Source organism: Streptomyces griseobrunneus, from assembly GCF_046713465.1.
Taxonomy (GTDB): Bacteria; Actinomycetota; Actinomycetes; order Streptomycetales; family Streptomycetaceae; genus Streptomyces; species Streptomyces microflavus.
Genome location: NZ_CP177080.1, coordinates 885,837 through 911,842, shown reverse-complemented (window position 1 = coordinate 911,842; position 26,006 = coordinate 885,837). Strand labels below are relative to the sequence as shown.

General features: G+C 70.1%; 17 protein-coding genes and 2 pseudogenes. 13 read left to right on the top strand and 6 right to left on the bottom strand.

Annotated elements, in window-relative coordinates; all coding sequences use genetic code 11:
* Nucleotides 1-682: 682 nt before the first annotated feature.
* Nucleotides 683-1,771, bottom strand: coding sequence for a lytic polysaccharide monooxygenase auxiliary activity family 9 protein (locus ACK8N7_RS04275; protein WP_500441020.1), 1,089 nt, complete (start codon nt 1,769-1,771; stop codon nt 683-685).
* A 1,465-nt stretch (nt 1,772-3,236) separates the two neighbouring features.
* Here ACK8N7_RS04275 and ACK8N7_RS04270 point away from each other — a divergent pair.
* A complete protein-coding gene (locus tag ACK8N7_RS04270) occupies nt 3,237-5,804 on the top strand; it encodes a glycoside hydrolase family 9 protein (RefSeq protein ID WP_500445685.1) in 2,568 nt (855 codons plus the stop codon).
* A gap of 39 nt (nt 5,805-5,843) precedes the next feature.
* Nucleotides 5,844-7,226 (top strand): cellulase family glycosylhydrolase, encoded by a 1,383-nt coding sequence (locus tag ACK8N7_RS04265; RefSeq protein ID WP_403210580.1) that lies wholly within the window; start codon nt 5,844-5,846, stop codon nt 7,224-7,226.
* Nucleotides 7,227-7,290: 64 nt separating this feature from the next.
* On the opposite strand, the gene ACK8N7_RS04260 is transcribed toward ACK8N7_RS04265, so the two are convergent.
* Nucleotides 7,291-8,319, bottom strand: coding sequence for a LacI family DNA-binding transcriptional regulator (locus ACK8N7_RS04260; protein WP_500441018.1), 1,029 nt, complete (start codon nt 8,317-8,319; stop codon nt 7,291-7,293).
* A gap of 140 nt (nt 8,320-8,459) precedes the next feature.
* On the opposite strand from ACK8N7_RS04260, the gene ACK8N7_RS04255 reads away from it, so the two are divergent.
* From ACK8N7_RS04255 to ACK8N7_RS04240, 4 genes are read left to right on the top strand one after another with little or no spacing between them, the layout of a single operon-like run.
* Nucleotides 8,460-9,761, top strand: coding sequence for an ABC transporter substrate-binding protein (locus ACK8N7_RS04255; RefSeq protein WP_500441016.1), 1,302 nt, complete (start codon nt 8,460-8,462; stop codon nt 9,759-9,761).
* 32 nt (nt 9,762-9,793) lie between these two features.
* Nucleotides 9,794-10,729 carry a carbohydrate ABC transporter permease gene (locus tag ACK8N7_RS04250; protein WP_500441014.1) on the top strand — a complete coding sequence of 312 codons (936 nt, stop codon included), beginning with the start codon at nt 9,794-9,796 and terminating at the stop codon, nt 10,727-10,729.
* Nucleotides 10,726-11,547 carry a carbohydrate ABC transporter permease gene (locus ACK8N7_RS04245; RefSeq protein WP_500441012.1) on the top strand — a complete coding sequence of 274 codons (822 nt, stop codon included), beginning with the start codon at nt 10,726-10,728 and terminating at the stop codon, nt 11,545-11,547. Before ACK8N7_RS04250 ends, ACK8N7_RS04245 begins: the two co-directional genes overlap by 4 nt.
* Nucleotides 11,544-14,018: a beta-xylosidase/alpha-l-arabinosidase gene (locus ACK8N7_RS04240; RefSeq protein WP_403210590.1), complete on the top strand. Its 2,475-nt coding sequence runs from the start codon at nt 11,544-11,546 to the stop codon at nt 14,016-14,018. Before ACK8N7_RS04245 ends, ACK8N7_RS04240 begins: the two co-directional genes overlap by 4 nt.
* Nucleotides 14,019-14,143: 125 nt before the next feature.
* On the opposite strand, the pseudogene ACK8N7_RS04235 reads toward ACK8N7_RS04240, so the two are convergent.
* Nucleotides 14,144-14,781 (bottom strand): annotated as a pseudogene (locus ACK8N7_RS04235) (serine/threonine-protein kinase); the annotation flags it as partial.
* A 379-nt stretch (nt 14,782-15,160) separates the two neighbouring features.
* On the opposite strand from ACK8N7_RS04235, the gene ACK8N7_RS04230 reads away from it, so the two are divergent.
* Both ACK8N7_RS04230 and ACK8N7_RS04225 read left to right on the top strand, forming a co-directional pair.
* Nucleotides 15,161-16,279: an NADH:flavin oxidoreductase gene (locus tag ACK8N7_RS04230; RefSeq protein WP_500441010.1), complete on the top strand. Its 1,119-nt coding sequence runs from the start codon at nt 15,161-15,163 to the stop codon at nt 16,277-16,279.
* 162 nt (nt 16,280-16,441) lie between these two features.
* On the top strand, nt 16,442-18,502 hold the full coding sequence (locus ACK8N7_RS04225) for a phosphocholine-specific phospholipase C (RefSeq protein ID WP_500441008.1): 2,061 nt from the start codon (nt 16,442-16,444) through the stop codon (nt 18,500-18,502).
* 81 nt (nt 18,503-18,583) lie between these two features.
* Here the strand turns inward: ACK8N7_RS04225 and ACK8N7_RS04220 are convergent, their stop codons facing one another.
* From ACK8N7_RS04220 to ACK8N7_RS04210, 3 genes and pseudogenes are all read right to left on the bottom strand, one after another.
* The gene (locus tag ACK8N7_RS04220; protein WP_500445683.1) at nt 18,584-19,483 is read right to left on the bottom strand and encodes a DUF2510 domain-containing protein; all 900 of its coding nucleotides are present in this window, start codon (nt 19,481-19,483) and stop codon (nt 18,584-18,586) included.
* A 138-nt stretch (nt 19,484-19,621) separates the two neighbouring features.
* Nucleotides 19,622-20,311, bottom strand: coding sequence for a response regulator (locus tag ACK8N7_RS04215; protein WP_500441006.1), 690 nt, complete (start codon nt 20,309-20,311; stop codon nt 19,622-19,624).
* Between the two features lie 2 nt (nt 20,312-20,313).
* A pseudogene (locus tag ACK8N7_RS04210) lies at nt 20,314-21,266 on the bottom strand (HAMP domain-containing sensor histidine kinase).
* Between the two features lie 378 nt (nt 21,267-21,644).
* Here ACK8N7_RS04210 and ACK8N7_RS04205 point away from each other — a divergent pair.
* The 5 genes from ACK8N7_RS04205 (at nt 21,645) to ACK8N7_RS04185 (ending at nt 25,971) form a co-directional block, all read left to right on the top strand.
* Complete coding sequence (locus ACK8N7_RS04205) at nt 21,645-22,016, top strand: DUF3040 domain-containing protein (RefSeq protein ID WP_500441005.1); 372 nt, start codon at nt 21,645-21,647, stop codon at nt 22,014-22,016.
* Nucleotides 22,017-22,170: 154 nt separating this feature from the next.
* Entirely contained in the window at nt 22,171-22,902 is a 732-nt protein-coding gene (locus ACK8N7_RS04200; protein WP_500441004.1) for a FadR/GntR family transcriptional regulator, read from the top strand.
* Between the two features lie 95 nt (nt 22,903-22,997).
* Entirely contained in the window at nt 22,998-23,765 is a 768-nt protein-coding gene (locus ACK8N7_RS04195; protein ID WP_500441002.1) for a (Fe-S)-binding protein, read from the top strand.
* Nucleotides 23,762-25,342 carry a lactate utilization protein B gene (locus tag ACK8N7_RS04190; RefSeq protein ID WP_500441000.1) on the top strand — a complete coding sequence of 527 codons (1,581 nt, stop codon included), beginning with the start codon at nt 23,762-23,764 and terminating at the stop codon, nt 25,340-25,342. The genes ACK8N7_RS04195 and ACK8N7_RS04190 overlap by 4 nt, the downstream gene beginning before the upstream one ends.
* On the top strand, nt 25,339-25,971 hold the full coding sequence (locus ACK8N7_RS04185) for a LutC/YkgG family protein (protein WP_403210629.1): 633 nt from the start codon (nt 25,339-25,341) through the stop codon (nt 25,969-25,971). The genes ACK8N7_RS04190 and ACK8N7_RS04185 overlap by 4 nt, the downstream gene beginning before the upstream one ends.
* Nucleotides 25,972-26,006 lie beyond the last annotated feature (35 nt).

The following is a 26,006-nucleotide window of genomic DNA, read 5'->3' as shown; positions in this document are numbered from 1 at the left end:
CACCGCGTACTTCTCCCACTGTGTGAAGAGCCAGGATGCGTTGGTGCGAACCTCACCGGAGTGAAACAGGTGGTGCAGGTGCTTTGATGCGCGGATCTGCTGTGCGGCACGGACTCCCCAAGGCCGGTGCGATCGGAGTGTCGAACGAACTGTGGCCGGTTCCCCAAACAGGATGATTGAGGTGTTGGTGATGCATCGTCAATGCCTTCGACAGGGAAAAGTTTCCCTGTTCCTTTCGAAAGTTTCGATACCGTGGGTTGAACGGCGAACGCCGGAGTCACCCTGTGCACGCTCAGGTCGCGCTGTGGTCGCCGTCTTGCCCGCGCCAGACGGGGCGGGACTCGGCGATGGCTTGGCTGATGTGGCGTGGGGTGTGTTGTGCTGGATTCCGCAGCTGTTTCGGCGTGGAAAGCGACACAGGCGAAAGGCGTTGTCGCTGTTCGTTGGCTCCCTGACCGATTAGGGCGCGCTCGTCGCTTCGCTACCTGTCCGGTGCGGCGAACGCGTCGAGTCGCTCCGTTCGCGTACCAAAACAACTAGGTTCGCATCACTCGAACGCAGTGCCCTGGGAGGGCGTGGCGATGTGGGGGCCGTGGCCTCGCAATGGCCCAGCCGTCGCCCTCACCACACGACAGAGCCGGTTCCCGCAGGGTGCGGGAACCGGCGCCGCGCGCGTCAGTCGCTACGGGGTGACGCAGCTGATCGAGCCGACAGGGAAGTCGTTTCCGGTCGATGTCGCAGTGAACCCGAAGGTGACACTGCCCTCAGGGGCGATCTTGCGGTTGTGATCGAGGCTTCTGACCGTGAGCGTGCCATCGGGTGCTGTGGTCAGCGCACCGTTCCACACGCTGTTGACGTTGGCGCCCACGCCGGGCTTCCACTGCACGGCCCAGCCCTCACGCGCCGTCGTGCCGTGGTTCATGACTTCGACGGAACCCTGGAAGCCGCCGCCCCAGGAGTTGGTCACGCTGTAGACGGCCATGCACCCGGTGTGCGGGTCGGTGGGTCTCGGGGTCGGGGTCGGAGTGGGCGTCGGGGTCGGAGTGCCGCCCGAGCCGCGGATGCCGGTCACCTCGCCGTTGCCGCCGTCGAAGACGATGTCCGAGCAGGAGAAGAAGTTCTCCTGGCTGTCCGAGCGCACCCACTGGATGAACATGACGGCGTCACCCGAGCGGCCCGAGGGCAGGTCCAGGTCCCAGTAGTAGTGGCCGCCGTCCGTGCCGGGACCGCCGGCCTGCGGCGGGTCGGAAACGGTCTCGATCAGTTCCAGGTCGTCCCAGCCCAGCTCGGTGCTGGGCGAGTAGCCGGGCTTGGACAGGTACACCCGGAAGGAGCCCGGATGCGCCGCCCAGTTGCTGTGTTGGACCTGGATCGTCTTCCCGGACGTCAGGTGCGTCCGGGGCCAGTCGGAACGTGGGGCGTTGTAGCCGGTGAAGTTGTACGGCGACCGGTCACCGGCGCTGCACAGCTTTCCGTCCGGGACGTAACCCGCCCCCCGTCCACCCGCGTTGGAGTCGAGCACGGCGAACCAGTTGTACAGCGCGGTCGGGCCGCTCTCGTCGAGCGCGGCCCTGCACGCCGGGTTCGTCGGGTCCAGAGCGCCGGTGCCGGTCCTGGCGTCCAGCATGCAGAGGTAGGTGCGCGATCCCGGTGTCATCGTGACGCCGTGCGCCTGGGCGTTGTCCTGGCCCATTAAGGTCAGGCCGATTCCGCCTAGCAGCGTCGCGAGCACCGCCACCAGAGAGGTGAACAGCTTCTTGCGTCGGGCCATGAGGTCTCCTGTGCCGTGAGGGGATGGACTTCCGTCTGTACTTCTCTCCTGCGGCAACCGTCGGCCGAGGAGTCTGGGGGGGGGCACCTGGATCAGCGGGGCGCCGGCCCGGGCGAGCGCCGCTGCCAGGCAGGCGTTATCGCTGGGGCCGGTGCAATCCGTAGTCATCGGTCCCACCGGAGGTGAACCGGCCGAACCCGGTCGGCGGCCGCCGAGCGCGGACCGCCTGTCGCACCGCGGGGGTCGACGATGTGCGGACCGAAACGCGCGGCGCCGCGTGCGGCGCTGAGCGTATCGCCGGGCCTCCGCCCTGTACCGGAAGGTGATGAAGGCCGGGCCGGCTTGTGTGCGGATGCGTGGATCGGTTCAGATACGGCCGTGCCGGTGAGGCCGGTCCGGCACGGGCGGGATCCGGCGGGGACCGGGCCGCTTCGGGCCGAAGTGGGCAGGAGTGATAGGCAGGGTGCGCGGGGTACTGGGGGATTGCGGTGACGGACGCTCGCATGCGGAGCCTCTTTGGGAGGAACGACCGGATGGGGCGATCACGGAATCGGCAGCGCCCGGTGGTTCAGTCATGGGAGCGCTCCCACTCGCTGACACTTCGGACTGTAGGAGCGTTGCCGTGCTCCTGACAACCCATCGTGGAAGATGTGTCGCGCGGATCGACGGGGTCGCGGGTCAGGGCCCGGCTCCTCCAGCAGCGGACGCACCGTGATCCCGCCGCTCCCCTTCATCGGCCGCCGACGGGCGACAGCGGCGATTCGGTCTTGTCTTCTGCTCCGCCGTCTCGAAGCCGTCGCCCGCCACGCCCTGCGGTCACCGCTACGCCCTGCGGTCACCGCCACGCCCGGCGACCCCGGCCGCGTTCTGCGGTACTCACCACCCCGCCGCCCGGGAGGGACACGCCGCCCGCAAGGCACGTACCGCCCCGCTGCAAGACGGCCGCAGTCGGGCGCGGTCACGCTGTCCGATGCGGCCAAACAGGTCTCGCCCTACGGGTACGCCGGATGAGCGCGGCCATCGCCCGCCGCCCGCCGGCCTCGATCAGCGCGTCCCCGACGGCTCGCGCGATCTGCGAGAAGAGCGGAAGAGCGGTGACCGGCCTTACGCCCTGACGAGGCGGCGGCAAACGCGCGACGCCGGGACCTGTCGGGCCGGAGTCGTGTGGTGTCGTCAGTCCGGACGGCTACCTCCCATGAGTCCGCGGGAGCGAGCGGTGAATCCTGTGCAACCGCTTGACGGCGCGGCTCCCGACCCCGAAGTTGTTGGGAGCGCTCCCACTCCTGGTCGTACCCCGCCGGACACAAGCGGGTGCCCTATCACCGCGTGCTCTGCCCCCTCCCGGAAGGACTTCGGTGTGCCGCAACACCAACCACTCGTTCCCCGCCCGTCCCGTAGGCTCCGCCGACCGAACCGAACCAGACGCGTCAGCCTGTTAGCCGGCCTCGCAGCCACCGCCGGGCTGCTGGCCGGCACTCTCGCCGCACCCGCCGGTGCGGCCCAACCCGTCAACGAGGCATCCGAGGCCCCCGAGCTCATCGTCAACGGGGACTTCTCCGCGGGCACCGCCCCTTGGTGGTCGACGGCCAACAGCCCCGTCGCCGTCTCGGACGGACGTCTCTGTGCCGACGTCCCCGGGGGCACGGCCAACGCGTGGGACGCCATCATCGGGCAGAACGGGCTCGCCCTGACCGCCGGCGAGGGATACACCCTGAGCTACACGGCGACGTCCACCGTGCCGGTCACCATCCGCACCAACGTGCAGATGGCGACCGAGCCGTGGACCACGGAGCTCTCCACCGCGCAGCCGGTCGGGGCGACCGCCGAACGCGTCACGGAGACCTTCACGGCCGGAGCCGATCACGACGCGGCGCAGCTCGCCTTCCAGATCGGGGGCAGTGCCGAGGCCCTGACCTTCTGCGTCGACGATGTGTCGCTGCTCGGCGGGACCGCGCCGCCGCCGTACGAACCGGACACCGGCTCCCCGGTCCGGGTCAACCAGGTCGGGTACCTCACGCACGGCCCCAAGGCCGGCACCGTCGTCACCGACGGGACCGACCCGCTGCCCTGGACACTCGAATCGGCCGCCGGGACACGCGTGGCCGACGGCACCACCACTCCGGCGGGCGTGGACACCGCCTCGCGGCGAAACGTCCACACCTTCGACTTCAGCGCGGTGGCGACCGCGGGGGAGGGGTACACCGTCACGGTCGCGGGCGAGAAGAGCGAGCCGTTCGCCATCGGCGACGACCTCTACGCGTCACTGCGCACCGACGCGCTCGCGTACTTCTACCACAACCGCAGCGGCATCGAGATCGACGCGGACATCGTGGGCGAGCAGTACGCACGGCCCGCCGGCCATGTCGGGGTGAGCCCCAACCAGGGCGACAACGACGTGCCCTGCCAGCCGGGCGTGTGCGACTACCGCCTCGACGCGGCGGGGGGCTGGTACGACGCCGGCGACCACGGCAAGTACGTGGTCAACGGGGGTATATCGGTAGCCCAGTTGATGTCCACGTTCGAACGGACCCTGTACGCGGAGACCGCCGAAGCCGGGCCGCTCGGCGACGGCGCACTCCGGCTGCCCGAGCACGGGAACGCCACCCCCGACATCCTCGACGAGGCGCGCTGGGAGCTGGAGTTCCTCATGCGGATGCAGGTGCCCGCAGGGGAGACGCTCGCCGGTATGGCCCACCACAAGCTGCACGACAAGGCGTGGACCGGACTGCCGCTCCGGCCGGACCGTGACCCCCAGCCCCGGGAACTGCATCCGCCGACCACGGCGGCCACCCTCAACCTGGCGGCCACCGCGGCCCAGTGCGCCCGCCTCTTCCGGGTCTACGACGCGGACTTCGCCGCGCAGTGCCGGTCGGCCGCGCGGTCAGCGTGGACAGCGGCCAAGGCCCACCCGGACATCCTCGCCGACCCGCAGGACGCCACGGGCGGCGGCGCCTACAACGACGACGACGTACGGGACGAGTTCTACTGGGCGGCGGCGGAGCTCTTCCTCACCACCGGTGAGGACGGCTACCGCCAGGAACTCCTCCGCTCCCCGTTGCACGGTGACACCGACGCGGTCTTCCCGCGTGGTGGCATGTCGTGGGGCTCGGTCGCCGGGCTCGGAGCCCTGAACCTCGCGAGTGTGCCGGGCAAGCTGTCCGCCGAGCAACTGGCTGCGGTGCGCGGCATGGTGACCGAAGCCGCCGACGGCTACGCGGCAGACTCGGCCGGGGCCGCCTACGGCCTTCCGTACGCCCCCGACGACGGGCACTACGTATGGGGCTCGAACAGTCAGGTCGCCAACAACATGGTCGTCCTGGGCTCCGCGCACGACCTGACCGGCAGGACCGCCTACCGTGACGCCGTACTGCGCGGACTCGACTACCTGCTGGGCCGCAACGCGCTGAACCAGTCCTATGTCACCGGGTACGGCGAGCGGGACTCGCGCAACCAGCACCACCGTTTCTGGGCCGACCAGCTCGACCCGGCCCTGCCGAATCCCGCACCGGGATCCCTGGCCGGCGGTCCGAACGCGTCCATCGAGGACCCGGTCGCGCAGGCCAAGCTGAAGGGCTGCGCACCGGCGATGTGTTACATCGACGACATCGAGTCCTGGGCCACGAACGAGATCACCATCAACTGGAACGCCCCGCTCGCGTGGGTCGCGTCCTACGTGGACGATCTGGGCGGCGGTGAGCCCGTGCGGACGCAGTGCGAGGTGACCTACACCTCGCAGCGCTGGAGCAACGGGTTCACCACCCACGTCACGCTGAAGAACACCGGCGACCGCCCCGTCCAGCCCTGGCGGCTTGACTGGACGTTCGCCGACCAGCAGCGGGTGACCGACGCCTGGGGTGCCGACATCGGGCAGACCGGGCCCCGGGTCACCGCCGAGGCCCTGAGCTGGAACGCCGCTCTCGCGCCCGGCGGCACCGTGCGGTTCGGCTTCAACGGCCTGCCCACCGGCCTCGTGCACGACCCCCAGGTCTTCAGGCTGAACGGCAAGGCCTGCGGGACGGCATCACGACGATGAGCGGCCGGCCCGCTCCTACCGTGTAAGAGGAGAATCGCTGTGAAACGCCTACTCGCTCTACTGGCCGCCTGTGCCATGGCCCTGGGCCTCACCGCCCTGTTCAGTCCCCAGGCGGCGGCTGCCGCCGGATGCAAGGTCGACTACACGGTCACCAGCCAGTGGCAGGGTGGTTTCCAGGCCGGAGTGAAGGTCACCAACCTGGGTGACCCCGTCACCGGATGGACCCTGAAGTTCACGATGCCCGACGCGGGGCAGAAGCTCGTCCAGGGCTGGAACGCCACCTGGTCGCAGTCCGGTTCCGCGGTCACCGCCGTCCCCGTCGACTGGAACCGCACCCTGGCCACCGGTGCGTCTGCCGATCTGGGGATGGTGGGGTCCTTCACGGGCGCCAACCCGAAACCGACGGCCTTCACACTGAACGGCGTCGCCTGTACGGGTTCCGTGGACGGCCCCCCGCCCGTCGACCCGCCCGTCCCGGGCACCGGCACCCCCGTGGACGTCAACGGCAAGCTCCACGTCTGCGGCGTGCACCTGTGCAACCAGTACGACCGCCCCGTACAGCTGCGGGGCATGAGCACCCACGGCATCCAGTGGTTCAGCAAGTGCTACAACGCCGCGTCCGTGGACGCGCTCGCACAGGACTGGAAGTCCGACCTGCTGCGCGTGGCCATGTACGTCCAGGAAGGCGGCTACGAGACCGACCCGGCGGGCTTCACCAGCCGGGTGAACGGCCTCGTCGACATGGCCGAGGCGCGTGGCATGTACGCCATGATCGACTTCCACACCCTGACGCCGGGCGATCCGAACCACAACCTCGACCGGGCCAAGACGTTCTTCGCGTCCGTCGCGGCCCGCAACGCCGACAAGAAGAACGTGATCTACGAGATAGCCAACGAGCCCAACGGCGTGAGCTGGACGGCCATCAAGTCCTACGCCGAGCAGGTCATCCCAGTGATCCGGGCCGCGGACCCGGACGCCGTCATCATCGTCGGCACCCGCGGCTGGTCCTCACTGGGCGTCTCGGACGGGTCCAACGAGAGCGAGGTCGTCAACAACCCCGTCCGGGCGGACAACATCATGTACGCCTTCCACTTCTACGCCGCCAGTCACAAGGACTCCTACCGCGCCACGTTGAGCCGCGCGGCCTCCCAGCTGCCGCTGTTCGTGACCGAGTTCGGCACGGTGAGCGCCACCGGCGGGGGAGCGATGGACCGGGCGAGCACGACGGCCTGGCTGGACCTGCTCGATCAGCTGAAGATCGGCTACGCGAACTGGACCTACTCCGACGCGAACGAGAGCAGCGCGGCCTTCAGGCCGGGCACGTGCGACGGCGGTGACTACAGCAGCAGCGGTGTGCTGACCGAATCGGGGGCGCTCCTCAAGAGTCGCATCAGCACCCCCGATTCCTTCCCCACCGGCTGACCTGTCCGGCTGACCGACCGAACAGGGGGCGGGGCTCCGGCCGACCGGAGCCCCGCCCGCGACCTCATGGGCGGGGCGGCGCGGTGCTCTTGCGTACGACCAGGCTCGTGGCCAGCTCCAGCCGCGTGGACACCGGTTCCTGGGCCCGCAGCCGCATCAGCATCTGCGCGGCCTCCTCCGCCATCTGGAGCAGCGGCTGGTGGACCGTGGTGAGGGCCGGGCTGGCCCAGCGGGCGATCGACACGTCGTCATAGCCGACCACCGAGAGGTCGTGGGGGACTCGCAGGCCGTGCACCCGGGCTGCTTCGAGTACGCCGAGCGCCTGGAGGTCACTGCCCGCGAAGATCGCGGTGGGCGGCTCGGGGCGGGACAGCATCTCGGTGGCGCGGTCGTATCCGCCCTCCACGTGGAAGTCGCCGAACAGGATGAGTCCGGGGTCCACCTCCAGCCCTGCCATGGTCATCGCCGACCGGTAGCCGTCCAGCCGGGCGCGGGAGCAGAGCATGTCCTCGGGTCCGGTGATGACCCCGATGCGCCGGTGGCCGTACTCGATGAGATGGCGGGTGGCGGCCAGTCCGCCATTCCAGTTGGCCGAGCCGACCGAGGGAACGTCGGGGTCGGGGTCGCCCGCGGGGTCGATGATGACGAACGGGATGGAACGCGCCCTGAGCTGCTGCTTCACTTCGCTGGGCAGAGTGGAGAAGACGAGGACGACACCGAGCGGCCGCCGCTGGAGCATGGCCTCCATCCAGTCGGGGCCGGGCGAGTGACGGGTTCCGCTTTCGGTGAGGACCACCCCGGCGCCGTGGGCCTTGGCGACGTTCTCCACTCCCCGGATCAGCTCCATCGCCCAGATGCTCTCCAGCTCGTGGAACACGATCTCGATGAGGGGCGCCTCGCCGGCCGACCGGGGCGTGCGTCGGTACGCATGGGCCTCCAGCAGGCGTTCCACCTTGATCCTCGTGGAGGTCGCCACGTCCTGCCGTCCGTTGAGGACCTTCGAAACTGTCGAAATGGAGACGCCGGCCCGTTCGGCCACTTGGGCCAGGGTGATGCGGCCCATCTTCTCGTCATCGCGCATGGCGAGGAGCATAAAGCACGGGACAACTGCCGCCCAGGCGTAACGCTTTGATAACGCCGCGACTGAGGGTTGACCCCCCAGATGAGGAGTTCTAGCGTCCCGACTCAGGAAGTTTCGGTAACTACTCCGAAAAAGTTTCGAAAGGTGTGCCGATGAAGCGACGCGCACGGTCCTCGCGGACCCTTGTCGTCGGTGGTGCCGTGCTGGCCCTGGTGCTGTCCCTGTCCGGATGCGGCGAGGACTCCGACGCGGCCGGCGACGACACCATCCACGTCCTCGTCTACGGTGACGCGGCGAACAAGGTGGAGAAGGAGATCGTCGCCACCTTCAACAAGACGTCGAAGGTGAAGGCCGTCCTGGACACGATCCCTGGCGCCGACTACCAGGCGAAGCTGCAGACGATCATCAACAGCAAGCAGGCACCGGACGTCTTCTTCAACTGGGGCGGCGGCAGTATCAAGCCGTTCGTCGACGCAGACCTGCTGCTCCCGCTGGACCCCTTCATCGCCAAGGACCCGGACCTCAAGGCGAAGTTCCTGCCGTCCGTGTTCAACAGCGCGGTAGTCGACGGCACGTCCTACGGGATCCCCATGCGCGGTACGCAGCCCGTGCTGTTGTTCAACAACGGCAAGGTCCTCAAGAAGGCGGGCGTCGAACCACCGAAGACGTGGGACGACCTGCTGGCGGCGGTCGAGGCGCTGAAGGCCGACGGCGTCACCCCGATCGCGCTGGGCGGCGGGGACCGGTGGCCGACGCTGATGTGGTTCGAGTACCTGTACGACCGCATCGCCGGCCCGGAGCTCTTCCAGAAGGCCCTGGACGGCGACCGGGAAGCCTGGGCGAGTCCGGACAGCCGGAGGGCGCTGAGCAGGATCAAGGAACTGGTGGACGCCGGAGCCTTCGGCACCAACTACGACTCGGTGAAGTTCACCGACCAGGGTTCCCCCACGCTCCTGGCGACCGGCAGAGCGGGCTTCGAGCTGATGGGCTCGTGGGCGTACTCGACGCACCAGGACGCCCACCCCGAGTTCGCGAAGAGCGACCTCGGATACAGCGCCTTCCCCTCCGTCGCGGGCGGCAAGGGTGAGCAGGCGAACGTCGTCGGCAACACCAACAACTTCTACTCCGTGGTGAAGAAGACGAAGCACCCGCAGGCCGTCGCCGAGTTCCTGAAGGTCATGTACTCGGACCGGTTCGTCAAGGCGCAGCTCGCCATCGGCAACCTGCCGACCACGACCAACACCGAAGGCTTCCTGGACACCGCCGCCAGCCCCGGGTTCGCGAAGTTCCAGTACGACATGGTCAAGGCGGCCCCGGCGTTCCAGCTCTCCTGGGACCAGGCGTACCCCCAGTCGGCCGCCGTCACGATGTACCAGTCCCTCCAGCAGTTCTTCAACGGCTCGATGGACGAGGACGCCTTCATCAAGGCCATGCAGGCGCTGCCGACCTCGTGAGCCCACGGAAATCCGGACCCGGAACACATGACATGACCACAACCCCATCCCCCTCCGTAGACGGCGACACGGTCAGGAGAGCCGGCTCGTCCGGCATCGGAGCGGGCCGCCCGGGATTCCTCTGGGCGGCCCCCGCCGCCGTCTTCTTCGGCCTCTTCGCCATCGTCCCGCTCATCATGGTCGCCGTACTCTCCTTCGCCAGCTGGGACGGCCTGAGCGACCCGGAATTCGCCGGCCTCGACAACTGGAAGACGCTCCTCGACGACCCCGTCATGATCAAGAGCCTCTGGCTGAGCGTCCTGCTCACCGTGCTCGGCGTCGCCGTCCAGACCCCCCTGAGCATCCTGCTCGGGGTCTGGGCGGCGGGGCACCAGCGCAACCGGGCCGTCCTGTCCGCCATCTACTTCGTCCCCATGCTGCTGTCCGTGGCGGCCGTGTCCGTGCTGTGGCGCGCCGTCCTCGACCCCAACCTCGGTGTCCCCGCGCAAGCCACCTGGCTGTTCGGCGACGGCAACCTGTTCGGGACGCAGGCCACCGCGATCGGCGTCCTGGTCTTCGTCAGCACCTGGCAGTTCACCCCCCTGCACACGCTGATCTACCAGGGCGCGGCGCGCGCGGTGCCGCAGGTCCTCTACCAGGCGGCGCAGATCGACGGCGCGGGCACGGTGCGGCAGTTCTTCCACATCACGCTGCCGCAGCTGCGCAACTCGATCATCACCTCGATGATCCTGATGGTGGTCGGCGGACTCACGACCTTCGACACCGTGCTCATCCTGACCCAGGGCGGACCGGGGAGCGACACCACCATCAGCGCGTACTACATGTACCAGAAGGCGTTCAAGAGCTTCGACTACGGAGCGGCGTCCACCATCGCCCTCCTCCTGGTCCTCGTCTCCACGGTCATCTCGCTGATCGTGGTGCGGCTCTCGGGTTACGACAAGATGCGCAGCACCATGGAGGGACTGTGAGGAAGAGCCGTCCCAACTACTTCGCCGGTTTCGGCTCGCTGGTCTGGCTCCTCGTGGTGGGGCTGCCGCTGTACGTGATGCTCGTCGCCACCTTCCAGTCGCGCTCCGACTACGCGGCGAACGGCCCGCTGTCCTTCCCCGAGCACTTCACGCTCGACAACTACGTCGACGACCTCAACAGCGGCTTCGCGCAGTACTTCCTCAACACCGTCATCGTCACCGTGTGCGTGGTGGGCATCGTCGTCCTCCTCGTCCCGCCGCTGGCGTACACCATCGTCAGGAGCCGGGGCCGCGCCACCACCACGGTCTTCCGGCTGTTCCTCCTGGGCCTGGCGATCCCCTCGCAGGCGGTCATCGTCCCGATGTTCTTCGTCATCAGCGAGGCCGGTCTCTACGACAACCTCATCGGCGTCATCCTGCCGACGGCGGCCTTCGCCATGCCGGTGTGCGCCCTGATCCTGACGGGTGTGATGCGGGACATCACCCCCGATCTGTACGAGGCCATGACGATGGACGGCGCCTCGTCCCGGAGGATCTTCTTCCAGTTGGTGCTGCCACTGTCCCGGAGCGGGGTCTCGACGATCGTCGTCTTCTCCGCGCTCCAGGCGTGGAACGGCTTCCTCTTCCCCCTCGTACTGACGCAGTCGGCGGAGACCAAGGTGATCACCCTGGGGCTCTACGACTTCCAGACGGAACACGGAGTCAACACCCCGGGCCTGCTCGCCGCGGTCGTCCTGTCCATGCTCCCGATCCTCATCGTCTACCTGTTCGCACGTCGTGCCCTGGTGCAAGGGCTGATGGGAGTGGGAGGAAAGTGACCGCCAACATCGAGAACGCCGGCATGCGGCCACCCGCCGAGGTCACCGACCCGGGGGCGCCGGTGTCCGGCCCCCCGGTCCACCTCGCCGGGCCCTGGCAGGATCCCGCCCTCGCTCCCGAGGCCAGGGCCGACGCCCTGATCGCCGCCATGACCCTCCAGGAGAAGGTCTCCCAGCTCTTCGGCGTCTGGGTGGGCGCGTCCGACGAGGGCGGCGAAGTCGCGCCGTTCCAGCACGACATGGAGGAGGCCGTCGCCCTCGACGATCTCCTTCCGCACGGCCTCGGCCAGCTGACCCGCCCGTTCGGAACGGCCCCGGTCGACCCGGCCGTGGGTGCCCTCTCGCTGTCGCGCACCCAGGAGCGCATCGCCGGGGCGAACCGATTCGGCATACCGGCGCTCGCCCATGAGGAATGCCTTGCGGGCTTTGCCACCTGGGGCGCGACCGCCTACCCGGTGCCGCTGTCCTGGGGCGCCACCTTCGATCCGGAGCTGATCCGTGAGATGGCCGCCGCGATCGGCCGCGACATGCGCTCGGTCGGCGTGCACCAGGGGCTCGCCCCCGTCCTCGACGTCGTACGCGACGCACGCTGGGGCCGAGTCGAGGAGACGATCGGGGAGGACCCGTACCTGGTGGGGACCGTCGCCACCGCCTACGTACGGGGACTGGAGTCGGCCGGGATCGTCGCCACGCTCAAGCACTTCGCCGGGTACTCCGCCTCACGGGCGGGCCGCAACCTCGCCCCCGTCGGCATGGGCGCACGGGAACGCGCCGACATCATCCTGCCCCCGTTCGAGATGGCCGTACGCGAAAGCGGCGTACGGTCCGTCATGCACGCCTACACCGACACCGACGGCATCCCCTCCGCGGCCGACGGACCGCTGCTGACCGGTCTGCTCCGCGACACCTGGGGCTTCGACGGGACCGTCGTCGCCGACTACTTCGGCATCGCGTTCCTCAAGACGCTGCACGGCGTGGCGGGGACCTTCGGGGAAGCGGCCGGCGCCGCACTCGGCGCGGGCGTGGACGTGGAGCTGCCGACCGTCAAGGCGTTCGGCAGCCCGCTCACCGACGCGATCGCCGAGGGCCTCGTACCCGAGGCGCTGGTGGATCGTGCGGTACGCCGAGTCCTGGTCCAGAAAGCCCGGTTGGGGCTGCTCGACGCGGACTGGAAGCCGGTGCCGCCGGTGCTCGCCGCGGCCGCGGGCGCGGACGGCTCCGCGGACGGGAACTCGGAGGCGCTGCGCGGGACCGTCCGTCTCGACACCGACGAGAACCGCGCGCTCGCCCGCCGCGTCGCCGAACAGGCCGTCGTACTCCTGCGCAACGACGGCACCCTGCCTCTGGCGGCGGACGCGGCCGGCGGAGCCCCTGCCCGCATCGCGCTCATAGGACCCAACGCCGAGGCCCCGACGGCCGTCCTCGGCTGCTACGCCTTTCCCGTCCACGTCGGAGGACTGCACCCCGGGACCCCGCTCGGCATCGAACTGCCCACCCTGCGCGAGGCGTGCGCGGCGGAGTTCCCCCACAGTGAGATCGTCACCGCGCGCGGCGCGGACATCGACGGCCCGGACACTGGCGGGTTCGGCGAGGCGGCCGAACTGGCCAGGAGCGCCGACCTCGTGATCGTCGCACTCGGCGACCGGGCCGGTCTCTTCGGGCGCGGCACGAGCGGGGAGGGCTGCGACGCGGAGAACCTGGCGCTCCCCGGCGTCCAGCAGCACCTGCTCGACACCCTCCTCGACACGGGCACCCCCGTCGTCGTCACCCTGCTCGCCGGGCGCCCCTACGCCCTCGGGCGGGCGGCGGACGAGGCAGCCGCGGTCGTGCAGTCGTTCTTCCCCGGCGAGGAAGGAACGAGGGCCATCGCCTCGGTGCTCAGCGGTCGCACCGCACCGTCCGGCCGGCTGCCCGTCAGCGTGCCGCGCCACCCGGGATCCCAGCCTTCCACGTACCTGGCGGCGCGGCTGGGCCACTTGAGCGAGGTGTCCAGTGTCGACCCGACCCCCGCGTTCGGGTTCGGCCACGGCCTGACGTACACCGCCTTCGAGTGGAGTGACCTCGTCGTGGAGCACGGACGGGCCTCTACGGAAGGGGAGTTCACGCTCTCCTGCACCGTCCGCAACACCGGTGCGCGGGAGGGGACCGAAGTGATCCAGGTGTATCTGCACGACCCGGTCGCCTCCGTGGTCCAGCCCGTGCGGCGCCTCATCGGGTACGTACGCCTCGATCTGGATCCGGGGCGGGCGGCCAGGGTGCGGATGACGGTCCCGGCGGACCTCGTGTCCTTCACGGGCCGCGACGGCGACCGGATCGTCGAGCCCGGCGATCTCGAACTGCGGCTGAGCGCGTCGACCACGGACACGCGCCTCACGGCCCGGGTCACGGTGACCGGGCCGGTACGAACGGTCGACCACACCCGCCGCCTGCACATGAGCACCGCGACGGAGATCCTCACGGAAGCGCCGTAGCCCGGCGCACACGATGGGAAGGACCTTCGCGGGTGGCCCTCCGACCCGGGAAGGTCCCTCCCCACGGGGCTTGCCCCGGCACGGCGGCGCACGCCGAGCGGCGGGGGAGCGGGGAGGCGCCGAAGTGAACCTGTGCGGTAGTGCTCGGGGCTGATCCAACCGGGAGTACCGGTCATGACACCGGTCCGGGTTACGGAGGTGCCGTCGGCGGCATGCGCGATGCCGAAGTCCAGGCCCCGGCCGGGGTGAGGATGACGTTCTGCGGCTTCACGTCGCGGTGGACGACGCCGGAGGCGTGGATCGCGGCGAGGGCCTGGGCGGTGCCGGTGGCGAAGGCGTAGAGGGTGGCGCCGGTGAGTGCTCCATGGGAGGCGAGATGCTGGTCGAGGGTGAGCCCGGGCGCGTAGGCGGTGGCCAGCCAGGGGGTCTCGGCATCCGGGTCTGCTGCGAGGAGAGGAATGAGGCACGGCCCGTGCACACGCGACGAGAGCTGCACTTCTCGGCGGAAGCGGGCCCGGAACTCAGGGTCCTCGGCTTGCGCGGGATGGATCACCTTCACAGCGACTCGGAGCCCCGCTGGATCGAGACCGGCGTGGACGGTGCCCATGCCGCCCGAGCCGAGACGGCCGATGATCCGGTAGGGGCCGACCTGCTTCGGGTCACCGGGGCGGGCAGGCTGTACCCGCCCGTCTACGCGAGCGATGCTCACAGGGTGTTCGTTCCTCTTCTGCCATGGAGCGCCATGAGGCTGACACACACCCATGAATGGAGTCCCCAGCTCAGGAACGGGATGGTATCGGCAGACTGCCCAATGGGTGGGGTAGTTCGCTGCATCGTTGTGTCTCTCGCAAGGATCACCGAGGGGCATGAGGCTCGGCCCGTACGTGAGTTGGAGACCAGTTGGGGACCACACGGCATGCGCGATGGTGCACGACGGGCCGTCACGTGCGCGATCTTCACCCGTATTAAGTCTGCTGTATCCAGAAAATACCCCCGGCCCTTGATCGTTTCCGGGGGCTGTTCGATTCGACTACCGCCTTCGGGGAGTCCTGGGCCACATCGGCGTGAGGCCGGAATGCTGTCGGTCCACCGAGGCGTTGGCCTGGGGTGGTGCACCCCTCAGCCGATGAACAGGAATTGATGTGACCGACCTCGAAACCGGCCGTGCGGCGGCGACTCTCTCCCGCCCCTTCACGGTCCGCGGACTCACCTCGCGCAACCGGATCGCCATGGCCCCCATGACCAGGCAGTTCTCCCCGGACGGTGTTCCCGGCCGGGACGTGGCGGACTACTACACCCGCCGGGCCGCCGCTGGTGTGGGGCTGATCATCACCGAGGGCACCTACATCGACCACGACTCCGCCGGGACCAGCGACCGGGTCCCGCGCTTCCACGGCGAGGACGCGTTCGCGGGCTGGGCCGAAGTCGTCGACTCCGTGCACGGGGCGGGCGGCACGATCATCCCGCAGCTGTGGCACGTGGGCGTCGCCCGCACCGAGGGCGCGCCCCCGGTGGCGGACGCCGAACCGGTCGGCCCCTCGGGCGTCGCGCTGACGGGTGAGCCCAAGGGGCGCGCGATGACGCAGAAGGACCTGGACGACGTCATCGGCGCGTTCGCCGACGCGGCGGCCGCCGCCGAGCGTCTCGGCTTCGACGGCGTCGAACTGCACGGTGCCCACGGCTACTTGATCGACCAGTTCCTGTGGGCGGGCAGCAACCGCCGTACCGACGCCTACGGTGGTGACCTCGTCGCCCGTACCCGGTTCGCGGCCGAGATCGTGGCGGCCTGCCGCGCCGCCGTCTCCGACTCCTTCCCCCTCTTCTTCCGCATGTCCCAGTGGAAGATCAACGCCTACGAGGCCGAACTCGCGCAGACCCCCGCCGAACTGGACGCCCTGCTCACGCCGTTGGCCGAGGCCGGGGTCGACGTCTTCCACGCCTCCACCCGCCGCTACTGGCTCCCGGAGTTCGACGACTCCGACCTGAACCTCGCCGGCTGGGTGAAGAAGATCAGCGGCAGGCCGACGGTCACGGTCGGCTCGGTCGGCCTGGACGGTGACTTCTTCAGCGCCTTCGCGGGCAACGGCTCGGGCGTCACCGGCGTCGACCAGCTCCTGGACCGGATGGAGCGCGACGAGTTCGACCTGGTCGCGGTCGGCCGCGCGCTGATCGCCGACCCGGAGTGGGCGGCCAAGACCCTGCGCGGGCGGACCGGGGACATCACGCCGTTCGACGCGGAGATGCTGAAGACGCTGCGCTGAGCGGGGTGTGACGGGCTCGGGGATGCCGGGACGGACGCGGACCCGCCCTTGGCGGACCGTACCGTCCCCATTCACCGGTCCGTCACGGCCCCTTCCTTTCTGTTCGGTTCTCTTGGAACATTCTGTTCGCTTCTGTTCCCCCACTCCAAGAGGCCCCCACGCATGACTGAGATGAATCGGCGCCGGTTTCTCCAGATCGCCGGTGCGACCGCGGGATTCTCCGCCTTGTCGGGCAGCATCGACCGGGCTGCCGCCATCCCCGCCCACCGGGCCGACGGGACGATCCGGGATGTCGAGCACATCGTCGTCCTGATGCAGGAGAACCGTTCCTTCGACCACTACTTCGGTGCGATGAAAGGGGTCCGAGGGTTCGGCGACCCGAGGCCCGTGACCCTGCCGAGCGGAAAGTCCGTCTGGCACCAGGCGGACGCGGCGGGCAAGGTGACGCTGCCGTTCCGCCCGACCGCCGACGACCTGGGCATGCAGTTCCTCCAGGGTCTGAACCATGACTGGCCGGGCGGCCACCGGGCGTACAACGAGGGCCGTTACGACCGGTGGATACCGGCCAAGACCCCGACGACCATGGCCCACCTCACCCGTGAGGACATACCCTTCCACTACGCGCTGGCCGACCGCTTCACCGTCTGCGACGCGTACCACTGCTCGTTCATCGGAGCCACCGACCCCAACCGCTACTACCTCTGGTCGGGTTACACCGGCAACGACGGTACGGGCGGCGGCCCGGTGCTCGGCAACGAGGAGCGGGGATACGGCTGGAGGACGTACCCCGAACGGCTGGAAGAGGCCGGGGTCTCCTGGAAGATCTACCAGGACATCGGCGACGGCCTGAACGCGGCGGGGCACTGGGGCTGGATCAACGACGCCTACCGGGGCAACTACGGCGACAACTCGCTCCTCTACTTCAACAACTACCGCAACGCCCAGCCCGGCGACCCGCTGTACGACAAGGCGCGCACCGGCACCGACGTGTCGGCCGGCGGCGGGTACTTCGACGCGATCACCGCCGACGTACAGGCCGGAACGCTCCCGCAGATTTCCTGGGTCGCGGCCCCCGAGGCCTTCACCGAGCACTCCAACTTCCCCTCCAACTACGGAGCCTGGTACATCGCGGGCCTGCTCGACGCCCTCACCTCCGACCCCGAGGTGTGGAGCCGTACCGCCCTGTTCATCACGTACGACGAGAACGACGGCTTCTTCGACCACGTAGTCCCGCCCTACCCGCCGGCCTCGGCGAACCAGGGCCTGTCCACGGCGGACACCACCACGGAGATCTACCCGGGCGGACCCTCGTACGGAGCCGGTCCCTACGGTCTGGGGCCCCGCGTCCCCATGCTGGTCGTCTCGCCCTGGAGCACCGGCGGTTACGTCTGCTCCGAAGTCTTCGACCACACCTCCGTGCTGCGGTTCATGGAACAGCGCTTCGGCGTCCACGAGCCGAACATCTCGCCCTGGCGGCGGGCGATCTGCGGCGACCTCACCTCCGCGTTCGACTTCGGCCGGTCCGCCCCGGCCCCCGGCGACCTGCCGGACACCTCGGCGTACGAGCCCCCGGACCGCGAGCGCCACCCCGACTACCGGCCCACCCCGCCGACCGTCGGTGCCATGCCCTCGCAGGAACCGGGCAGCCGACCCACCCGGCCGCTCCCGTACGAGCCGTACGTCGACGGGGCCGTCAACCCGGCCACCGGGAAGATCGCGCTGACGTTCAGCCCGGGGACGGCCGCCGGGGCGCAGTTCTACGTCACCTCCGGCAACCGCACCGACGCCCCGTGGACGTACACCACGGGCGCGGGCAGGACGCTGACCGACAGCTGGAACTCCGCCTACTCCGGCGGCAGCCACGACCTCACCGTGCACGGCCCGAACGGCTTCCTGCGTACGTTCCGGAGCCCGGGCGCCACCGCGGGTCCCGAGGCCACCGCCCGCCACAACGCCACCAACGGCAACCTGGACCTCACGCTCACCAACTCCGGCGCCACGGACGGCGTACTGACGATCGCCGACGCCTACGGCGGAGCGGCACAGAAAGTCACCGTACGGGCGGGAGCCACCGTTTCACGCACGGTGGACCTGCGGGCAGGGCGGCGCTGGTACGACGTGTCCGTCACCGTCGACGGGGAGCCGGGCTTCCTGCGCAGGTTCGCGGGCCATGTGGAGACAGGAGCCGCCGGGGTCAGCGATCCGGCGACCGTCACGGGCTGAGGCGCGGCCGGAGACCGGCCGAACGCGGCGGGAGCCGGGCGGGACCATCGGTCCCGGCCGGCTCCCATCGACCAGTGGGGCTCAGGCGGCTCCGCCGTTGCCCGCGCCCGACGCGGGCTTGATGCCCTTGACGATCTCGTCCAGGACCGACAGCTTCGGCGCGTCCTTGTTGATGTCGAAGCCCGACCGGACCACCACGAGCATGTCCTTGGAGGAGGGGGAGGGGAACACCAGCGATTCGACGTAACCGTCGTCGCCCTTCTCCGTGACCACCTTCCAGCGCACCGCGTAGCCCTTCTGGCCCGCCACGGTGACCGCACCGGACCTCAGCTCCTCGTGCGAGGTGATCTTCCCGTACGAGTCCCCGCCGTAGGACTCCTCTGCGTTGACGGCGATGTCCTTCTTGGCCGCCTCCTCCGGCGACCCGCCCGTGAGCTTCAGGGCGACCGCGGGGGCCGAGAACACCCCTCCGCGCACACACGTCTCGGCGGCGCCGCCTGGGCAGGCGTGCTCACCCGTCGTCAGACCGGCGCCGACCGGTGCCGACTTGCCGGTCCACCCCTTGGGCACCGGCAGGCTGACTCCGGCGGCCAGGTCCGTGGCATAGCCCGGCTCCGTCGGCGGGAGCTGCTCGCCGGGACCCTGGCCACCGTCCTCCTCGCCGCCGCCGTTCCCGCCGCCCCCGTTCTCGCCGTCCGGTGCGCCCGAACCGTCCGGGGTGGAGGGGGTGGCGGACGGGGAGGCGACCGCGATGCCCGGCCGGCCGCCGTCGTCCTCGCCCAGCAGATACACCCCGCCCCCGATCGCGGCGAGCACCACGGCGCCGACGGTCACACCGACGCCGATACGGATCCCGCGGCGGCGGGCCGCGGCGGGCGACGCGCGGACGTGGCCGGACCACTGCGCTCCGTCCCACCAGCGTTCTTGAGCGGGGCCTTTACCTGAATGCCCGGGGTCTGGGTGCCAGCCGGGCGGGGTCATCTGGGTCACGGGTGCACTTTATGCGGGTCGAGTGAGAATCGTATGAACCGACCGCCGCATGACGGTCTGGTGCGGGGACGACGGCCCGTGCGAGAGCGACGGCGCTTGCGGGGACGACCGTCTGTGCGGCGGTGGCGGTCATGGTTCGATCAGGCCCGCGCGGATCGCGTACCGGGTGAGCTCCAGGCGGTCGCGCAGCCCGAGCTTCTGGAGCAGGTTGGCGCGGTGCCGCTCCACGGTCTTGACGCTGATGACCAGCAGCTCCGCGATCTCCTTGGAGGAGTGCCCCTCGGCGACCAGCTTGAGGACCTCCTCCTCGCGCTCGGTGATCGCCCGCGCCGGCAGTTCCTCGCCGTCCTTGGCCCGGTCGAGGAAGTTGCGGATGAGAGCCGTGACCGCGCCCGGGTAGAGAAACGGCTCGTCCCGCATCGCCGCCCGGCAGGCCTCCACCAGGTCCCGGTCGGCGACCGACTTGAGCACGTACCCGGCCGCCCCCGCCTTCAACGCCTCGAAGAAATACTGCTCGTTGTCGTACATCGTGAGCATCAGGATGCGCAGGCCGGGCATGACCCGGGACAGCTCGCGCGCAGCCTGCAGACCCGTCAGCCGGGGCATGGCGATGTCCAGGATGGCCAGATCCGGCCGTTCGGCGCGGGCCATGTCGATGGCCTCGGCGCCGTCGCCCGCCTCGGCCACGACCGTGAGGTCCGGTTCGCCGTCGAGGATCAGCCGGACCCCCCGGCGTACCAGTGCGTGGTCGTCCGCGAGCAGGATCCGGGTCGGCACAGCGGTGCTGCCCCGGGCAGGGGGCGGGGAGGAGAGGGGCATGGTCACCGGCTTCCGTTCCGGACGGGCACATCGAGACGTACTTCGGTACCGCCCTGCGGGCCGGGGCCGAGGAACAGCTCGGCGCCGATCAGCAGAGCGCGCTCGCGCATGCCGCGCAGGCCCGCGCCCTCGGGGGTGTGCCCGAGGCCCCGGCCGTCGTCACGGATGCGCAGCTCCACCCCGCAGGGGCTGCGGCGCAGGGAGAGTTCGAGCCGCGACGCACGGGCGTGCCGGACCGTGTTGGTGAGCGCCTCCTGCGCGATCCGGTAGACGACCAGCTCTGCCTCGGCGTCCAGCTCGGGCAGGCTTTTTCCCATCTGCCGGCGGATCGTCAGCCCGTCGGGCGTCGGTGTCTCGGTGATGAGCGCTGTGAGCGCGCTGACCAGACCCAGCTCCTCCAGCACCCCGGGGCGCAGCCGGCGGGCGATCCGGCGGATCTCGTCCAGCGAGCCGCGGGTGGTCTCCTGGACCTGGCGCAGCTCGCCGCGGAGCGGCTCGGGGCCTGATCTGCGACCCGCTTCAATTCGAGGAGGACCGCCGTGAGCGTCTGCCCGACCTCGTCGTGGAGCTCCTGGGCCACCCGGCGGCGCTCGGCCTCCTGGGCGGAGAGCGCGCGGGCGCTGCTGGTGGCGCGTTCGGCCTCCAGCCGGTCGAGCATCGTGTTGAACGTCTCGATCAGTGCGGCGATCTCGCCGTGCCCGGCCACCTCGGGGCGCGGGCTCGGGCGCAGCAGGTCGGTCGTGGTCATCGCGCGGGTGACCCGCTGGAGCGGGAAGAGGCCGAGGCGGAGCAGGGCAGCGTTGGCGGCGAGCATGAAGGCGATCCCGCCGGTCAGGATCATCGCCTCGGTCAGCAGGACCGGTGTGGAGATGGTGATCGGGCCGAGCAGCAGCAGGGCACCCGCGGCGACGAGCACCGCGGCGTTGAGCAGAAAGATCCGCCAGAACAGGGACAAGGGAGCACGGCCTCCATCGGGCGTCGGAACGATTGCGGGCGTTGAAAGGGCTGTGGGGTCGGGGCGGATCGGGTCGGGGTGGGGTGGGTCGGGAAGGCTGGGCGCCGACAGCCTCCACTATCGTTGCTGTGCGCGGGAAACACGCCGTCGCCCGCATGCCGTAGCTCCCGTAGCTCCCGTCGCCCTCGCCGCCGGGAGGGCGCGCGGGCCGCCCCGCATCTACATGGTGCACACCCCCGGATATGGGTGCTGCCCCCGATGGTTCTTCCGGATGCCCCCGTCGATCATGAACTCAGGGCCCGGGAGGCCCTGCCCGTGCCGCATCACGGGGCCGGCGCCGGAGAGGCCGAGAGGTCTCCGTACCGGGAGGGAGACACCATGCCCACGTACGACGAACGGCTGCGCGCCCTTGAGGAGCAGCTGCATCGCGACGACCCCGGTTTCGCGACGGCGATGTCCGACGGCACCCCGCGCAGCCCGCGCGAGTACCGGCGGCGCAACGCCTGGCTCTGCATGGCTTTCGGGCTCACCGCCCTGGGCATGGGGATCGCCATCGGCCACGGCCTCCTGATCGCCACGGGCCTCGTGGTGGCGGGAGCGGCCGCCCATCTCTTCGACCCGCAGCGCGGCCGGCTGCACGGTAGAGACATCCCGGGAACTCCCGGAACTCCCGGAACTCCTGGAACCTCAGGATCCCCCTGTCGCGCGGCGCCCGCACCGCCGCATCCCCGGCCCCTCCGCACGGGCTGACCGAGGCCCCGACCGCCGAACCGGTCGGGGCCTTCGTGTGCTCGGAGAATGCGACCTCAGTTCGGTCCTACCTCTGGGCCTTGTACGGTCCGACCGCACCGTATGTGTGACATACGCTGAACGTCCCGGAACCGGCCGAGGCAGGGAGTGGCGGATGTCCGTCGAATGGCAGCCCGTGCGGCAGTCCCGTACGCACGAACTCGTGCTCCGCTCCATCGAGGAGCGGGTCTTCGCCGGCGAGCTCAAGGCGGGCGACCGGCTCCCGCCCGAGCGGGAGCTGGCCCCCGTGCTCGGCGTCAGCCGGTCCGCACTGCGCGAGGCGCTGCGGGTGCTGGAGACGATCGGTGTCCTGGTGGCCCAGCCCGGCCGGGGCCCGGACGCCGGGGCCCGGATCGTGCGCAACCCGGATGACGCCCTGGGCCGGCTGCTGCGGCTCCACTTCGCCCTCGGCAGCTACAGCCTCCAGGACGTCCTGGAGGCCCGGATCATCCTGGAGAGGTCCAGCTTCGCTGCCGCCGCCTGCCACGCACCGTCCGAGGACCTCGACGAGGCGGAGGGGCTGGTGCGGGGTATGGCGGCGCCCGGCATCGGGGTGAGCGCGTTCAACGACCTGGACACCCGCTTCCATGTGCTGATCGCCCGCAGCTCCGGCAACGCCCTGACCTCGACCCTTACCTCCGCCGTCCGGGAGTCGGTGCGCCCGTTGATTCTGCGGGCCCTGGAAGAGGCCGAGGACTGGCCCGCCACCGCCCACGCCCTCAACGCGCAGCACGGCACCCTCCTGACGCTGGTGTGCGAGGGGCGGGGTGCCGAGGCGGCCGACCTGGTGGAGCAGCACATCCACGGCCTGCACGGAACGCTCGTGGACGGTCCGGCCGGACCATAGTGGTCGGTGTGCCGTCATTCCTTCAGTGGAGTGAGCCTAGTAAGGTCCGACCATAGAAATGTCGTAGTGAACCGGCACCCTACCGGGGAGACCTCATGCGCATCGGACTCTTCGCCACCTGTCTGGGAGACACGCTCTTCCCCGACGCGGTGCGTTCCACCGCCGTCCTGCTCACGCGCCTGGGCCACGAGGTGGTGTTCCCGCCGGGGCAGACGTGCTGCGGACAGATGCACATCAACACCGGCTACCAGCGCGAACCCGTCCCCCTGGTCCGCAACTTCGCCGAACAGTTCGGGGACGGGTCCATCGAAGCGGTCGTCATGCCGTCGGGCTCGTGCGCCGGTTCCGTCCGCCACCAGCACGCGATCGTCGCCGACCGCTACGGGGACGCCGCCCTGCGCGCCGGGGTGGCCACGGTGGCTGCGAAGACGTACGAGCTCTCCGAGCTCCTCGTCGACGTCCTCGGCGTGACCGGGGTGGGCGCGTACTTCCCGCACCGGGTGACGTACCACCCGACCTGCCACTCGCTGCGGATGCTCCGTGTCGGAGACAAACCGCTCCGGCTGCTCCGCGCCGTCGACTCCATCGACCTGGTCGAGCTGCCGGGCGCCGACTCCTGCTGCGGGTTCGGCGGGACCTTCGCCCTGAAGAACGCCGAGACCTCCACCGCGATGCTGCACGACAAGCTGGACGGCATCGCCACCACCGGCGCCGAGGTGTGCACCGCCGGCGACTCCTCCTGCCTGATGCAGATCGGCGGCGGGCTCTCCCGCATCCGCTCCGGGACCCGCACCCTGCACCTCGCCCGGATCCTCGCCGCCACCCGCACCACGCCCGACGCCCTGACGGGGGCCGCCGCATGAGCACCTTCCTCGGCATGCCCGCCCGGCCGCCCCGCTCCCCGTACGGCACCGGCAACCTGCGCGGCGACGAGCCGTTCCCCCGCGCCGCCCACCAGGAGCTGGGTAACGGACAGCTGCGCCGCAATCTCGGCAAGGCCACCACCACCATCCGTGCCAAACGCCTGAACGTCACCGGCGAACTCCCCGACTGGGAGGCCCTGCGCGATGCGGGCTCCGCCATCAAGACCGACGCGATGAACCGGCTGCCCGAACTCCTGGAACAGCTGGAGCGCAAGGTCACCGAGCACGGCGGTACCGTCCACTGGGCACGCGACGGAGCCGAGGCGAACGAGATCGTCGCCCGGCTGGTGAAGGCCACCGGCAGCAGTGAGGTCATCAAGGTCAAGTCGATGGCCACCCAGGAGATCGGGCTCAACGAGCACCTGGAGTCGGTGGGCATCACTCCGTACGAGACCGACCTCGCCGAACTCATCGTCCAGCTCGCCCACGACAAGCCGTCACACATCCTGGTCCCCGCGATCCACCGCAACCGGGACGAGATCCGGCAGATCTTCCTCGACCGCATCCCCGGCGTCGACCCGGAGCTGGACAATGTTCCCGCCCACCTCGCGGCGGCCGCCCGGGCCTATCTGCGCGAGAAGTTCATGACGACGAAGGCCGCCGTGTCCGGCGCCAACTTCGGCGTCGCCGAGACCGGCACCCTCTCCGTCGTCGAGTCCGAGGGCAACGGCCGCATGTGCCTCACCCTCCCCGACACGCTGATCACCGTGATGGGCATCGAGAAGGTGCTCCCGCGCTACCAGGACCTGGAAGTCTTCCTCCAACTGCTGCCGCGTTCCTCCACCGGTGAACGCATGAACCCCTACACCTCGTTGTGGACCGGAGTGACACCCGGCGACGGTCCGCAGGACTTCCACCTGGTGCTGCTGGACAACGGGCGCACCGCCGCGCTCGCGGACGCCATCGGACGTGCGGCGCTCAACTGCATCCGCTGCTCGGCCTGTCTCAACGTCTGCCCGGTCTACGAACGGACCGGCGGCCACGCCTACGGTTCGACCTATCCCGGACCCATCGGCGCCGTCCTCACCCCGCAGCTCGCCGGGATGCATGCCGCCGCCGACGACCCCAACAGCTCGCTGCCGTACGCCTCCAGCCTCTGCGGAGCCTGCTTCGACGCCTGCCCCGTGAAGATCGACATCCCCTCGCTGCTGGTGGAGCTGCGCCACCAGAACACCGAAGAGAGCGGCACCACACCGGAGAAGCTGGCGATGAGGGTGGCCGCCGCCGTGATGAAGCGGCCCGCGCTGTACACGGGCGCGCAGAAGGCGGCCGGACTGGGCCGCCTCGTCGCCGGACGCGACGGGACGATCTCCCGGCTGCCCCCGCCGTTCGCCGGCTGGAGCGACAGCCGTGACACCGAGGTTCCGCCCCGGCAGACCTTCCGCGCCTGGTTCGCCTCCGACGAGGGCCGGGCCGCACTCCGGGCAGCCGCCGACGAACACGACGGGAGCCACGCAGAGCACGATCCGAGCGACGGCGGGCACGACCGGAGCCAAGGAGAGGACGAGGAGAAATGACCGATGCCCGCGACACCGTGCTCGGCCGGATCCGCGACGCCCTGGCCCTGGCCCCGACGCCCGCCACCGTCGTACCGCGCGACTACCGCACCGGCCGTGTCCTGCCCGACGGCGAACGCCTCGCCCTCTTCACCGACCGGCTCCTCGACTACAAAGCCGAGGTTCGTCCCTGCACCGCCGACCGCACGGCGCAGGTCGTCGCCGACGTGCTGAGCGACCACGGCGCCCGCCGGATCGGAGTCCCGGCCGGGCTGGATCCGCGCTGGCTCGACGCGTACGACGGGGATGTGAGCCCGGACGCGGCCGACATCCCGGCCCCTCGACTCGACGCCCTGGACGCAGTGGTGACCGCTTCGGCCGCCGGCTGCGCCGAGACCGGCACGATCTTCCTGGACGGCTCGCCCGACCAGGGACGCCGGGCGCTCTCCCTCGTCCCCGATCTCCACCTCTGCGTCGTCGACCTCTCCTCGGTCGAGGCAGGCGTGCCCGAGGTCCTGGCCCGACTGGTGCCCGAGCGGCCGACGACGCTGATCAGCGGGCCGTCGGCCACCTCCGACATCGAGCTTGAGCGGGTGGAGGGCGTGCACGGCCCCCGCACTCTGGTGGTGGTGATCCGTACGGACGTGTGACCTGGATGTGGTCCGACCTATGAATGGTCGACCAC

Coding starts and splice junctions, on each gene's coding strand:
- ACK8N7_RS04275 (WP_500441020.1), bottom strand. CDS start 1,771: ATGGCCCGACGCAAGAAGCTGTTCACCTCTCTGGTGGCGGTGCTCGCG.
- ACK8N7_RS04260 (WP_500441018.1), bottom strand. CDS start 8,319: ATGCTCCTCGCCATGCGCGATGACGAGAAGATGGGCCGCATCACCCTG.
- ACK8N7_RS04255 (WP_500441016.1), top strand. CDS start 8,460: ATGAAGCGACGCGCACGGTCCTCGCGGACCCTTGTCGTCGGTGGTGCC.
- ACK8N7_RS04250 (WP_500441014.1), top strand. CDS start 9,794: ATGACCACAACCCCATCCCCCTCCGTAGACGGCGACACGGTCAGGAGA.
- ACK8N7_RS04225 (WP_500441008.1), top strand. CDS start 16,442: ATGACTGAGATGAATCGGCGCCGGTTTCTCCAGATCGCCGGTGCGACC.
- ACK8N7_RS04220 (WP_500445683.1), bottom strand. CDS start 19,483: ATGACCCCGCCCGGCTGGCACCCAGACCCCGGGCATTCAGGTAAAGGC.
- ACK8N7_RS04215 (WP_500441006.1), bottom strand. CDS start 20,311: ATGCCCCTCTCCTCCCCGCCCCCTGCCCGGGGCAGCACCGCTGTGCCG.
- ACK8N7_RS04205 (WP_500441005.1), top strand. CDS start 21,645: ATGCCCACGTACGACGAACGGCTGCGCGCCCTTGAGGAGCAGCTGCAT.
- ACK8N7_RS04200 (WP_500441004.1), top strand. CDS start 22,171: ATGTCCGTCGAATGGCAGCCCGTGCGGCAGTCCCGTACGCACGAACTC.
- ACK8N7_RS04195 (WP_500441002.1), top strand. CDS start 22,998: ATGCGCATCGGACTCTTCGCCACCTGTCTGGGAGACACGCTCTTCCCC.
- ACK8N7_RS04190 (WP_500441000.1), top strand. CDS start 23,762: ATGAGCACCTTCCTCGGCATGCCCGCCCGGCCGCCCCGCTCCCCGTAC.
- ACK8N7_RS04185 (WP_403210629.1), top strand. CDS start 25,339: ATGACCGATGCCCGCGACACCGTGCTCGGCCGGATCCGCGACGCCCTG.